This window comes from Corynebacterium faecale (assembly GCF_030408735.1).
Classification (GTDB): Bacteria; Actinomycetota; Actinomycetes; order Mycobacteriales; family Mycobacteriaceae; genus Corynebacterium; species Corynebacterium faecale.
In genome coordinates this window covers 632,230-645,215 of record NZ_CP047204.1, presented here as the reverse complement: position 1 = coordinate 645,215, position 12,986 = coordinate 632,230, and the positions used below count along the sequence as shown (strand labels likewise).

At 61.1% G+C, this 12,986-nt stretch carries 12 protein-coding genes; 5 read left to right on the top strand and 7 right to left on the bottom strand.

The genetic code is table 11. From position 1 onward, the window contains the following. Window positions 1-158: 158 nt before the first annotated feature. A complete protein-coding gene (locus tag CFAEC_RS03005) occupies window positions 159-1,568 on the bottom strand; it encodes an NAD(P)H-quinone dehydrogenase (RefSeq protein ID WP_290278692.1) in 1,410 nt (469 codons plus the stop codon). 140 nt (window positions 1,569-1,708) lie between these two features. Then, window positions 1,709-2,896, bottom strand: coding sequence for a M20 family metallopeptidase (locus tag CFAEC_RS03000; protein WP_290278690.1), 1,188 nt, complete (start codon window positions 2,894-2,896; stop codon window positions 1,709-1,711). A 104-nt stretch (window positions 2,897-3,000) separates the two neighbouring features. On the opposite strand from CFAEC_RS03000, the gene CFAEC_RS02995 reads away from it, so the two are divergent. After that, the gene (locus CFAEC_RS02995; RefSeq protein ID WP_290278688.1) at window positions 3,001-4,593 is read left to right on the top strand and encodes a phospho-sugar mutase; all 1,593 of its coding nucleotides are present in this window, start codon (window positions 3,001-3,003) and stop codon (window positions 4,591-4,593) included. Here the strand turns inward: CFAEC_RS02995 and CFAEC_RS02990 are convergent. Together CFAEC_RS02990 and upp are read right to left on the bottom strand one after the other, a co-directional pair. Further along, the gene (locus CFAEC_RS02990) at window positions 4,590-5,030 is read right to left on the bottom strand and encodes a helix-turn-helix domain-containing protein (protein WP_290278686.1); all 441 of its coding nucleotides are present in this window, start codon (window positions 5,028-5,030) and stop codon (window positions 4,590-4,592) included. The genes CFAEC_RS02995 and CFAEC_RS02990 overlap by 4 nt on opposite strands. A 64-nt stretch (window positions 5,031-5,094) precedes the next feature. Beyond that, window positions 5,095-5,730: a uracil phosphoribosyltransferase gene (gene upp / locus CFAEC_RS02985; protein ID WP_290278684.1), complete on the bottom strand. Its 636-nt coding sequence runs from the start codon at window positions 5,728-5,730 to the stop codon at window positions 5,095-5,097. Between the two features lie 117 nt (window positions 5,731-5,847). Between upp and CFAEC_RS02980 the strand changes: the two genes are divergently transcribed. The 4 genes from CFAEC_RS02980 (at window position 5,848) to CFAEC_RS02965 (ending at window position 9,721) form a co-directional block, all read left to right on the top strand. Continuing rightward, window positions 5,848-6,123, top strand: coding sequence for a hypothetical protein (locus CFAEC_RS02980; protein WP_290278682.1), 276 nt, complete (start codon window positions 5,848-5,850; stop codon window positions 6,121-6,123). Next, window positions 6,120-7,064 carry a C40 family peptidase gene (locus tag CFAEC_RS02975; protein ID WP_290278680.1) on the top strand — a complete coding sequence of 315 codons (945 nt, stop codon included), beginning with the start codon at window positions 6,120-6,122 and terminating at the stop codon, window positions 7,062-7,064. The genes CFAEC_RS02980 and CFAEC_RS02975 overlap by 4 nt, the downstream gene beginning before the upstream one ends. A 100-nt stretch (window positions 7,065-7,164) precedes the next feature. After that, window positions 7,165-8,394: a SatS C-terminal domain-containing protein gene (locus tag CFAEC_RS02970; protein ID WP_290278678.1), complete on the top strand. Its 1,230-nt coding sequence runs from the start codon at window positions 7,165-7,167 to the stop codon at window positions 8,392-8,394. 55 nt (window positions 8,395-8,449) lie between these two features. Then, window positions 8,450-9,721 carry a D-alanyl-D-alanine carboxypeptidase family protein gene (locus CFAEC_RS02965; protein WP_290278676.1) on the top strand — a complete coding sequence of 424 codons (1,272 nt, stop codon included), beginning with the start codon at window positions 8,450-8,452 and terminating at the stop codon, window positions 9,719-9,721. On the opposite strand, the gene CFAEC_RS02960 is transcribed toward CFAEC_RS02965, so the two are convergent. The 3 genes from CFAEC_RS02960 to trpS all read right to left on the bottom strand — a co-directional run bounded on the left by CFAEC_RS02960 (window position 9,718) and on the right by trpS (window position 12,941). Beyond that, a complete protein-coding gene (locus CFAEC_RS02960) occupies window positions 9,718-10,599 on the bottom strand; it encodes an RDD family protein (RefSeq protein ID WP_290278674.1) in 882 nt (293 codons plus the stop codon). The genes CFAEC_RS02965 and CFAEC_RS02960 overlap by 4 nt on opposite strands. Before the next feature lie 80 nt (window positions 10,600-10,679). Continuing rightward, window positions 10,680-11,765, bottom strand: a complete 1,086-nt coding sequence (locus CFAEC_RS02955) for a YhjD/YihY/BrkB family envelope integrity protein (protein WP_290278672.1) — start codon at window positions 11,763-11,765, stop codon at window positions 10,680-10,682. A 135-nt stretch (window positions 11,766-11,900) separates the two neighbouring features. Continuing rightward, window positions 11,901-12,941, bottom strand: a complete 1,041-nt coding sequence (gene trpS / locus CFAEC_RS02950; RefSeq protein ID WP_290278670.1) for a tryptophan--tRNA ligase — start codon at window positions 12,939-12,941, stop codon at window positions 11,901-11,903. Window positions 12,942-12,986: the final 45 nt, after the last annotated feature.

The window sequence follows — 12,986 nt, the reverse complement described above, 5'->3', positions numbered from 1 at the left end:
AGCCCTTGCAGGAACTTTGCAATATTAACAATCTGGGTGCCAGACTTAGTGGATTCCCAACTGCCATCCGCGCCAGCCAGGGAGAAGAAACAAAAACGGGCACAGTCACAGATTATTCTGTGACTGTGCCCGTTTGGGACGGGTGTCTGTCCTTGTGGTTAACCCAGGTCGTCGTGTTGGACGAGCTGGCGGGCTGCCTCCGTGATGGAACCCGACAGCGACGGATACACCGCAAAGGTCTCCGCGAGGTCCGCCACCGTGAGACGGTTGGTCACCGCCACTGCGATCGGCAGGATCAGCTCAGAGGCGGTCGGAGCCACCACGACCCCACCAACGATGAGTCCGGAGTTGCGGCGACAGAACAGCTTCACAAAACCATGGCGCAGGGAACGCATCTTGGCACGTGGGTTGGTTACCAGTGGCAGCACCACGGTGCGGGCGGACACTTCTCCGGCGTCCACCTGCGCGTGGGTCACACCCACTGCTGCGATCTCCGGGCGGGTGAACACCGCGGTGGCCACGGTCTTCAGACGGATCGGGGACACACCCTCACCGAGTGCGTGATACATGGCGATACGGCCCTGCATGGCGGCCACGGAGGCCAGCGGGAACAGGTCCGTGCAGTCACCGGCGGCGTAGATACCCGCGACAGAGGTGCGGGACACGCGATCCACCTTGATGTGGCCGGATGGGGCCAGTTCCACACCGATGTTCTCCAGTCCGAGGTCCTGGGTGTTGGGGATGGAGCCGACAGTCATCAGGGCGTGGGAGCCGTAGATCTCACGACCATCAGCAGTACGCACGCACACACCACCATCTGGGGTGCGGGTGACAGAATCCACGCGTGCGTGCTTCTCCAGGGATACACCGCGTTCGGCAAGAACGGTCTCCAGGACATCAGCGGCATCGGCATCATCGTGTGGGAGGATGCGGTCTCGGGAAGCCACCATGGTGACCTTGACACCCAGTTCCGCGAAGGCGGACACGAACTCAGCGCCGGTGACACCGGAACCGACCACGATGAGGTGGCTGGGAATTTCGTCGATGTCATAGACCTGACGCCAGGTGAGGATCCGCTCCCCATCCGGCTCCGCACCCTTGAGAATGCGTGGGGTCGCACCAGATGCGACGAGCACGAGGTCACATTCAAGGACCTCCTTCTCACCACTGTTGTGCGACACCTGGACATAGTGGGTGGTCTGGTGGGTGCTGTAATCATCGAAACGGCCATAACCGTCGATCATCCGCACACCGGCGCGCTTGAGCTGGCCTGCAACATCCTCGGACTGGGCATGAGCCAGGGCCTTCACACGCTTGTTCAGCGCATCAATCTCAAGGTGCGCCTTACCCAGCCCACGGTTGAGGCCCATATCATCCGCGCGGCGGAGGTCTGTTTTTATACCGGTACCCGCGATGAATGACTTGGAGGGCACACAGTCCAGGGTGACTGCCGATCCACCGACTCCCACATCCTCGATGAGGGTGACATCAGCACCATATTTTGCACCTGCCAGTGCTGCCTCATAGCCTGCAGGGCCTCCGCCGATGATTACGATCCTCTTTGCCATAAATGGCACCTCCACACGTGTGAGCTGGGTGAATGCTACTGGAACCACTGATGTGTGATCCAAGTCTAAAACAAATGGGCCAGTCACGTGCGGGGTGGACGAGACTGGTCATTTCGAGCCAGCCCTACATACTACCCCCACTAGTGGTGAAGAAAAGCCTCAGACTTGCTGCTGTACTGCTGAACCAGACTTCCGAACAGACGCACTCCCACACCGATACAGCGTTCATCAACGTTGAGGTCTGCCTGATGCAGGTCCTGTTTCGTACCGTGACCGGACCAGCAACCCAGTCGGGCCATGGATCCGGGGACATGTTCCAGGTACCAGGAGAAATCTTCACCACCGGAGGACTGCGGGGCCTGAACCACTGACTGTGGGTCCATGTCCCTGGCGGCACTGGCCAGCAGTGCGGTCGCCACATCATCATTGAGCACCGGTGGAACACCCGGGTTGTAGATCAACTCATGCTCCACTCCGGTAGGTGCCAGAACCTGCGCCACCAGCTCACCGATCAGCGGGCGCATGCTGCGCCAGGTACCGATGTTGGCGGTGCGCAGGGTTCCACTGACCATGCCGGATTCAGGGATGGCGTTGGATGCGAAACCGGCATTGATACTTCCGAAGACCAGCACGGTTCCCGTGCGGGGGTCCACCCGGCGCGACAACAGTGCAGGCAGTTCGGTCACCAGTTTACCCAGGGCGTAGACCACGTCTTTAGCAAGGTGCGGGCGGGACGTGTGTCCGCCTTCGCCGCGGACGCGAACTTCGATGACATCGGAGGCCGAGGTGATGGCTCCGGCACGCACACCGACGCGTCCGACCTTGAGTTTGGGTTCCACATGCAGCGCGTAGATGGCGTTCACGCCCTCCAGACCACCGAACTGGATCACATCGGTGGCTCCGCCCGTCATGACCTCTTCCGCGGGCTGGAAGATGACACGGACGCCGATGGGCAGCTCAATGGTGCTGAGCGCACAGGCCAGAGCGAGTGCCACCACGGTATGGATGTCATGGCCACAGGAATGGGCGACACCCGGCACCGTGGAACTGAAATCCAGGTCGGTGGACTCAGTGAGGGGGAGGGCATCGATGTCGGCGCGGAACGCCAGCCGTTCCCCACCGGTGGGGCCGATGTCCACCATCAGGCCCGTTCCGGGGAACAACTGGGGTGTCATGCCGTGGTCGGTGAGCACTCCTGCCAGATATTCCGTGGTGGCGTATTCCATGTGGGACAGCTCCGGGTGGCTGTGCAGATGTCTGCGCCATCCGATCACTTCGTCATGATGGAGGTCCATCCATGAGGCGACCAGAGCACCAATCTCGGTCATAAGAGGGCCCTTCCTATCTCCTTGGCAGGCATATCAGCAACACCCACATCGCGGTAGAGTCGAGTCTAGTAGTGAATCCAACATGAATGAGGATCGGGGTGTCCATGGACGAGTATCGTCAACTCTCTTTCGGCACGGCAGGGATGCGGGCGCCGGTGGGTCCCGCGGCTCATCAGATGAATGTCCTCCAGGTGACCAGAACCACCGCGGGCGTGGCCAGCTGGTTGGCTACCCGTGCCGCGCGTGATCACATCCCCCACCTGGTTCCGGAGGAGGAGACCGGGATCGGCCGGGCGCTCTATCCACAGGATGGCCCCCTGCGTGTGGTCGTGGGTTATGACGCCCGTTATGGTTCCCACACCTTTGCCGCCACCACGGCAGAGGTGTTCGCAGGTGCGGGCTTTGAGGTGATGCTCCTGCCCACCCCGTCCCCCACTCCGTTGATTCCGTGGCTGGTCAGGAACCGTCGGATGGACGCCGGTGTGCAGATTACCGCATCCCACAACGGTGCCGCGGACAACGGCTACAAGGTGTTCCTGGAGAACGGTCGCCAGCTGTATTCGGAGTTGGAGTCCGAGTTGGAGGCGTTCATCGAGGCTGTGGAGGATCCCGTGAGTGTGCCCCGGGTGACGGTGCGTCCGGCCCAGGATCAGCTGCGGAGATACCTCGATGAGATCGTGGGCCTGGTTACTCCGGGACAGTCGGATCTGCTGAGGGTCAATTCTGAGCGGGCCAATCTGCGTGTCGTGTACACGGCTCTGCACGGGGTGGGTGGTCGCGCGATGTCGAACGCCTTCCAGTCCGCAGGTTTCCCGTTGACGCATTCCGTCCGGGCCCAGCAGCACCCCGATCCCACCTTCCCCACCGTCGCTTTTCCCAACCCTGAGGAGCCCTCCGCCATCGAGATGTTGCTGGAGCGTGCCGCCGAGAAGGATGCGGATATCCTCTTCGCACTCGATCCCGATGCGGACCGGTGCGCTGTGGGCATCCGCACGCCTGATGGTGGGCACCGCATGCTCTCCGGTGATGAGACGGGCACTCTGCTGGCCACCCGCATGGTTCCGGAATGGACCGGGGAGGGACATCCCCCTGTGGTAGCCACCACGGTGGTCAGTTCCCAACTTCTGCGGGTCATCTCGGAGGACAAGGGGTGGGATTATCAGGAGACCCTGACCGGTTTCAAACATCTCTCCCGCGCGGGTGATGGCCGGCCGGGAAAATTGGCCTTCGCCTATGAGGAGGCGGTGGGCACGTGCCCGGCTCCGGAGATCGTCTCCGACAAGGACGGCATCACCACGGCGTTGCTGACCGCGGCGTGGGCCGCCGAACTCAAGGCCTCCGGCGTCAGCCTGCAGGACAGGCTGGACGCCCTTTACCGGCGATACGGTTATTTCGCGTCCACGCAGGTTGCGGTCCGCACAACCAACCCCAGAGAGCTTGTCGACGCCTGGTCCACCACTCCCCCATCTGAGTTCATCGGTGTTCCCCTGACCAGTTCCTCACTTCCGGAGAATCAGGGTGTGGCCTTCACCGGTCAGCTGGGTGGGATTCAGCTGCGTGTGATCGCGCGTGTCTCCGGAACGGAGGCCAAGGCCAAGATCTACATTGAGATCGCCCAGGCCAGCTCCCATGAGGAGGCAACCCAACTGTTGTTGACGTTGCAGGACGAAGTGGAGAACTGGGGCAGAAACCTCTAGGACAGTTCGCGCCCGGGTTTCTTGTCCACCCGTTTCTTCGCGTCGGCTGCCTCGCTGCCGGGGAGGCTGCGTGGTGAGGGGAGGTTGAGGGGGACGTCGAAAAGCACTTCCTCCTGTTTGGAGGGCCAGCGCACGTCCACCGGCATGTCCTCGTCCACGCAGATGGTCTCGGGCTTCTCCCCGACCGCGGGCAGGAGTGCGGCGGGCGGAACATCGAGTGCCTGCGAGAGTTTGTACACGGTACTCAGGCGGGGATCACCTGGCTTGCCGTTGTTGTTCTCATTGCGTTCGAGATTGGAGATGGCATTGCGGCTCATCTCCACGATCTCGGCGAGTTCTTCCTGACTGTAGCCCCGGATCTTCCGGATTTCGCGCAGGCGGGTACCCAACGTATGGCCATAACTTGGCCAGTGGAGCTGATCTTTACCGGTGCGCACAAGCCCCAGAATGCACACTCAAGTTGGAATTGACCGCCAACTACAGTGTGCAGAAACCGGGGTTTTACAGGTCGATATTGCGGGGTCCATACAGTCGATCACCGGCATCACCGAGGCCGGGAACAATGTAGGCGTCCTCGTTGAGTTCGGGATCAATGGCGGCGGTGACCAGACGGCAGGGCAGGCCCGAATCCTTGAGTGCATCCACGCCCGGTTGTGCGGACACCATGCAGATCGCGGTGATATCAGTGGCACCGCGGTCAGCCAGCAGACGGATGGCGTGCAGAAGTGAACCGCCGGTGGCCAGCATCGGATCAACGAGGAACACAGCCTGGTTGCTCAAGTCCTCAGGCAGAGCCTCCAGATATGGGACCGGTTCGTGGGTTTCCTCATTGCGTGCCAGGCCGATGAAGCCGACCTGTGCATCCGGAATCATCGACAGTGCGGGGTCGATCATGCCCAGGCCTGCACGGATGATGGGGACGATGATGGGTGGGTTCTCCAGGCGGGTGCCCTCGGTGATGGCGACGGGGGTCTTGGTGTCGAAGTGCTCTACGGCCAGATCACGGGAGGCCTCATAGATGAGCATGGCGCCCAGGTCGGAGGCTGCAGCGCGGAAAGCCGCGTTGTCACTGCGCTCATCGCGCATGATGGTGAGCCTGCTTGCGACGAGGGGATGATTGACGATGGTGATGTCCATGCTCCTCATGTTAAAGCATCACCTGGACATGACAGCCCACCGAGACCCCGGGCACCGCTGACGAAGCATTTCACCCCTGCCGGGAACCTCCCGGACGCTTGCGCAGTCCTACCAGACATGAGGATAGATCTTGACCACGCCCGATCCCTTGCACACGACCTGCTCCGTCTCCACATCCCAGCCACCGCCGTCTCCATTCCGGAAAGCCAGGGTGGACGAGAATTCTATGAAGCGGTGGCGAAAGCCCTGGTCACCTACACCCACAACGCAGAGGCCCTTATCTGGACAGCCCATCAGATGGGCGACAGTGCCCTGCACACACTCACAGCGGTGGAATCAGCGGATGGCTCACTGTCAGCAGAGCTGAACAGGACAGCCGGGGTACTGACATGACCGACATGCTCGCCACTGTTCGTTTCATCCTGGGACATATGCCCGACTCCACGCCTGAGGTGATACTGCCCACCGTGCCCGATGTCAGCTCCGCACTCGCACTGGCCACGGAACTGGGAACCAGTGTAGCACCACTGCTCAACCTGAGCCGGGACCTGGACAACCACCACAGGATCATCACCGGGGTGATGTGGCAGGCAGCTCCACTGATCGATAGCGCCAGGGAGGATCTTCAGGGTCTGGCCACCGAGTTGATGCACCGGGTTCCTCCTCTCCTGCTTCTCTCCCTGTGCCCACATCCCGCCACCGCGTTGGCTGCCCGTGCAGAACTGACCACCCTGCCCTGGATTTTCATGGAGGCCGCAACAGCACGGGTCGGGGAACTTGGTGTGGCCCTGCAACCGGCAATCGGGCAGCTGGACCAGGTTATCCAACTGGCTCCCGGTGAACTCGGCCCACCGGTGCAGGCTGCTGACCTTGGGCCGGGTACTGGACCAGCTGGGGGTGCCACCGCTGAACCATCCGTTAAGCCATCCACTGAATCATCCACTGAAGCCGCGATTCAGTTCACCCAGGCCAACACCTCCAGTTCAGGGGGTGAGGCTGGCGAACGCGCCGTGGCCGCCGCCCGCAGCATGCTCGGAACCCCCTATGTCTGGGGCGGCACCACGCCGAATGGATTCGACTGCAGTGGACTCACCCAGTGGGCGTGGCAGCAGGCCGGTGTGGATATCCCCCGTACAGCCGACCAACAGGCAGTGGGCAGACAGGTCAGCTACGACGAACTTCAACCCGGGGACCTGCTCATCTGGGATGGACACGCAGCCATGTATGCGGGTGACGGGCAGATCATCGAAGCCGGCGACCCGGTCCAGATGAACCCGGTGCGCACCTCCAATATCGGAATGGCCTTCTACGGGTTCCACCGCCCCACCGGCTGAGGCGCTGACCTTGACAAATACCCCCCCTTATCCGCCCACCTGGGCCCTATAGGGTGAGACAGGTGACGGAGGAATATCACAACGGCTAGGATTTGTGAGCATGGCTGAAAAAGGAATCGTCCCCGTAAAACTCTCACTCACCGAAGGTGACTTCTACACCCTGTGGGCCCCCAGCTGGAGGGAACACGGTAGTGAATGGCAGGCGTTCCTCGGAGCAGAAGAGAACCTGTATGTGTTCAACTCCCCGGAAGAGCTGCTCGTCTTCATCGAATCAGATTCCCGGCACGACCTGACCTCCCACCCGGACTGGTCCGCCTTCAACGCCGGTGACGCCGCACGTGTGGTTCCGGATGCCAATGATGAGCATGACATCGTGGGGGCACCGGCCCTGCTTGCGGAACGTCCCTCCTACGTCAACGTCAAGACCATCTCCCGAATCTTCGCCGTGGTGCGCAGCCTGGGCAATGTCACGTCCGCGATGCCCGTCAGTGGTTTCTTCTCCTCGCATTCGGTCCTGGGCAATGTTGACCGCGGGGCAGACCATTTCTCCGGACCCAACGGCCTGGGTGAGTGGTCAGCCATCGGTCGCGCCGTACTGACCAACTGGGGCACCGTGGTGGATTCCCTTGATGAGGCCGTCACCGTCAAGGAAGGCGACCAGATCTTCACCGAGGACGCCACCACCCGTATCCGTGAGGCCCAGTCCGCACGGGAGGCAGCCCGTGAGGCCGAAGAACAGATCGCGAAGGAAGAGGCCGAAAAGGTCGACCCCTACGACACCTCCGCATGGACCGCCGCCGGCATCGATCCGATCAGGATCTCCCTCGACGGCCGTTCCGTATACACCCTGCGCACCTACATCGAAGGCCAGCCGGTATTCCTGGGAAAATTCGGCGAGATCTTCACCTTCAACAGCCAGAAGTCACTGCTGCGCTGGCTGGTCGAACACGATGACCACGATCTGGCCCGGGCCTCCACCTGGCCGGATCTCATGCTGGGCATCAATGCCGGAGAAACCGAGATCATGGTGCACCCGGACAATGTCTATTCCTTCAATGGTCTGGCCCAGGACATCAACACCTCTGTGGACGCTGTGGACACCAAGCAGATGGGCCGCGCCTATGAGCTCATGGCCGACGCCGCTGACTGGTCCGGTGATGATTCCATGAACTCCTACTTCCTGGCCAATCCACGCATGCAGGACTACATCTCCTACATGCTCGGCGCCAGTGACACCTCAGGTTATGTCCCCCACGCACCGTTCAATGACCACTCCACCTCCTGGCGCGAACTCGAGGAAATGCTGACCAAGCGCTTCTCCAAGTTCTAAAAACTCCGGTACCTGTCCCGACTGTCCATACAACGGCAGGTACTATCTAGCGTTCATGAGAACTTCCCTCGTGGCGGCAGCCACCACACTGGCACTGATATTCCCACCCGTGGCCGCCGCGCAGGAAACCTCTCCCCCACCAGTGACAGCGGAAAACGCCGAAACTGTGGAGGAGCAAGACGATGACGGGCAGCCCACCTCCCGCGAGGACGCCCCCGACACCGACAACTGCCCCTGGCTCCAAGCCCCCAGCAGTGCACGCACCACCTCCGAGGTGGTGACCCCAGGTGATCCCACCCCGACGCCTCTGCCCATCCCTGATGTCCCAGCCGGTGGCCCGCTCATGGACAACTGCGGTGTGATTGCCCCGGAGGGTTTCCAGGTCCCGGAGAACCAGACGGCCTCGGCGTGGATGGTCTTTGATGTGGATTCCGGGGAGATCCTGGCCACCAAGGATCCACACGGCCGCTACCGCCCCGCCAGCATCATCAAAGTCCTTCTTGGTCTGATCGCCATCGAGGAACTGAATCCCCAGGCCAGGGTCACCGGCACCTGGGACGCCGCCAATATCGAGGGCTCCCGCGTGGGTGTGGGTGAGGGCGGTGACTACACAGTTGATGAACTACTCCACGGATTACTGCTGGCCAGTGGCAATGACGCTGCTTATCTGCTCGCCCAGGAGCTCGGCGGGGATGAGGCCACCCTGGAGATAATCAATGAGCGGGCCCGGGAGATCGGCACCCAGAGCACCGTCGCGGCCACCTATTCAGGTCTCGACGCTCCCGGTATGTCCACCTCCGCCTACGACATGGCGCTGATCTACCAACATGCGTGGCAGAATCCCCGTTTCGCGGAGATCGTGGATACCGAATACATTGATTTCCCCGGTTGGGGCGACAATGACGGTTTCCAGGTGTGGAATGACAACGGTCTGTTCCTCAATGATCCAGATGGCATCGGTGGTAAAACCGGTTACACCGATGACGCCAACCACACCTTCGTCGGCGCACTCAATCGGGATGGCCGCCGCCTCGGCGCCGTCATCCTGGACACCACGGTGGATAAAGCCTCCCCCTGGGTTCAGGCCAGAGAGCTTATCGACGCCTCCCTGGACACCCTCCCGGGCGCCGGTGTGGGCCAGCTCGGTGAGCTGGAGGAAGAGCAACCAACCGCCACGGAACTACCCCCGACAGAACCTGCACCATCCCCCACCCCTGAGGAGGCAGACTCCGCAACGTTGGATATCGTCCGGGTCGCCCTCCCCATCACCGTGATCGTGTTGTTGCTCCTGGCTGCACTGACCTGGACCTTCCGGCAACGCCGTTAGGAGTTCTTCTTAACCACCTCGGCGTTGGCCATCTTGTCGTGACCACCGCGCATCATGTTCTCCTCCTTGATCTGGTTGCCGTAATAACCAGCCATGATGAGGGTGACCAGAGTGCCTCCGGGGATGAGGTTGGCAAACTTCCACCAGTTTCGCTTGGCCACCGCGCCTGCAGACAGTCGGGAATGGGTATTGACATCCCGGACCTCATAGCCGAAGAACTTCTTAGCCGGGGTGGCACCCATGACGCTTTCAAAACCCACCACATAGGCGATGGAGACGATCGCCGTGATGATCCAGACACTGAACTCGTTTCCGCCGAAGATTCCCGCGACGATGATGGCAGCGATACCGGCCAGAATGAGATCAAGCCACGCCATTCCAAGTCGGGCACCCGCTGTGGGACGCTGCACATTCATCGCATTGTTGGCACCGTACGGGGCCATGGCCGAATGGCTGGCGAAGTGGGAACCCGACATCGAGGACTGGACCTGGTTGTCGAAGGGGTTGTAGGTATTACTGGCGAATGCCGTGTTCGGGGCACCGAAGGAGTAACCGAAATCATTCTGGGGCTGGGGCTGCTGCCACTGCTGCTGTTGCGGAGGTGCTTCCGGGATGGTGCCGAAATTCCCGAGGTGGTGAATCTGATCCCAGGTGAGGGGCGTGCCGGTGTCTAGTTTTTCGTCGTAAAGCGCACGTTTGATGGGATCGTTGAGCACTGAGAACGCCATCACGGTCTGCGCGCGTCGGGGATCATCAGGGGTGATACCCATCTGCTCCAGGCGCAGATCCCGCGCGGAGAGAACCACTCCGAGCGCATCAGTATCATCAGTGCGATCCAGGTCGAAGGCCGAGTACAGGTTGGGCAGGTTCGTGTTCATACCCTCAAGCCTATTCCACAGGGCCCTCCCCGGGAATCGGGGAACGCCCTGACCTCACCCCTGAAGGAGCAGAGGTGCTGTTATTTCTTCTGCAGGAATGCCAGCGCACCCGCTGCGACGGCACCCACGGCCACGCCGATGCCCACGTTGCGTGCCGCATCGACCGGGGCGACCTCCGGGGACAGCTCGTTGCGGACGCGGATCACAGCCGGCTCCGGCGCGGGAACCACTGCCAGCCGCAATGATTCCTCACTGGTGGCCGACCAAGCCGAGCAGTACATGAGGATGCGCCACACCAGATAGAGCACCACCATGATGCCGATGATGGGGCCGAAGGTGGCGCCGGCGGGGTTACTCAGCGCATTGGAGGCCAGCACCGAGGCGAGCTGCTTGACCACTTCAAAGATGATCGCACCGATCAGAGCCCCCTGGATGGCGGATTTCATGGGAACCTTGGTGCGCGGCAGGAACTTGATCAACCAGAAGAACACCAGGAAATTGGCCAGGATGCCCACGACCAGTGCCACAACCCAGGTGATGATGCTGATACCTGGAACATCACCCAGTCCAACCCAGTCAAGGAGGGTCTGGGTGGCACCCGAGGCACCCACTGCGGTGATACCGAAAGCCAGGACCAGGGCGAGGAGCAGGATGACCAGAGCGATGAGGTCATTGATCTTCTTCACCACGAAATTGCCCTCGGTGGGATCAAGGGCCCACATGCGGCTCACACCGAAGCGCAAGTTATTCATCCAATTGAGACCGGCCCACAGCGCGGTGAGACCGCCGATTCCGAGAACCGTACCGCGCTGCTCGATGGCGCTTTCGACAATACTGTTGACGGTCTCGCCCACATCACCGTCGAAGGCTCCGGTGATCTCCTCCTGGACACGGGCAAGCAGATCCGGGTTGCCCGCCAGGACAAAACCCATGGTGGCGAAGGCCAACATGGCGATGGGGAAAATAGACAACACCGAAAAATAAGTGATGCCGGCGGACAGCTGGTTACCGCCTTTGGAGCCGAATCGCTCCTGCATGCGCATGATGTGATCGAACCACTCATACTTGTCACGCATCTTGTCCACGAAGCCCGGTTCATCTTCACGGATCCGCTCGATTCCGTATTCATCGGTGTTGCGATCGTCCGGCGCGGTTCTGGTGGCCATGTGTCTCGTCCTCATGAAATTCAGGGAGATCCCAGGGGATCTCAGGCGGGCTAAATCACTGTGATGTCTCCCAGGATAGGAAAATCCGGCCAGGCAGGCTTGCTGCGTGGCCGGATTGTAATAATCAACCGGTGTTTACCTGGCGCGCGGGGCCAGGAAACCGACCTTGTCATAGACCTCCGCCAGGACTCCCTCGGCAATGGACCCGGCACGTTCCGCGCCGATAGCCAGGACACGCTCGAGTTCAGCGCGGTCCCCCATGTACTCGTCATACTTGGCCTTCAGCGGGGTGGTGAACGCCTCCAATGCCTCAGCGGTGTCCACCTTGAGAGCGCCGTATCCCTTGCCCTCGTACCCGGTGACCAGCGCGTCAATGCTTTCCCCGGTCAATGCGGACTGGATGACCAGGAGGTTGGATACTCCCGGTTTGTTCTGCACATCGAAGGCGATGACACCGTCATTGTCAGTGACCGCGGACTTGATCCGCTTGGTGGAGACCTTCGGGTCGTCGAGAAGATTGATCAGCCCCTTGGGGTTGTCACCGGACTTGGACATCTTTGCGGTCGGGTTCTGCAGATCATAGATCTTGGAGGCACCCTGCGGAATGAAACCCTCCGGAACCTCGAAGACCTTGCCATAGCGGTTGTTGAAACGCTCTGCCAGGGTGCGGGTGAGCTCCAGGTGCTGCCGCTGATCCTCACCCACCGGAACCAGCTGCGGGCGGTAGAGGAGGATGTCAGCGGCCATGAGCATGGGATAGGTGAACAGTCCTGCAGAAGTGCGGTCAGCGCCCTGCTTGGTGGATTTGTCCTTGAACTGGGTCATGCGGGAAGCCTCACCAAAACCGGTGAGACAGGTCAGTACCCAGGACAGTTCCGCATGCGCGGGCACATGGGACTGGACGAAGAGAGTGGAGCGGTTCGGGTCGATGCCCAATGCCAGCAGCTGTGCGGCACCTGACACGGTGCGGGTACGAAGTTCCTCCGGGTCCTGATCCACGGTGATGGCATGGAGATCAGGGATGAAGTAGAAGGCATCAAAATTGTTCTGCAGGTCAATCCACTGCTTGACGGCACCGAGGTAATTTCCGAGGTGGTAGGAGTCCGCCGTGGGCTGGATGCCGGAGAGGACACGGGAGGAGGTCTGGGCGGTGAGATCTTTATCCTGCGAAGTCATGCTTAGACAGTCTAGTCACTACACCGCGGACTCAATGGTTGAGGG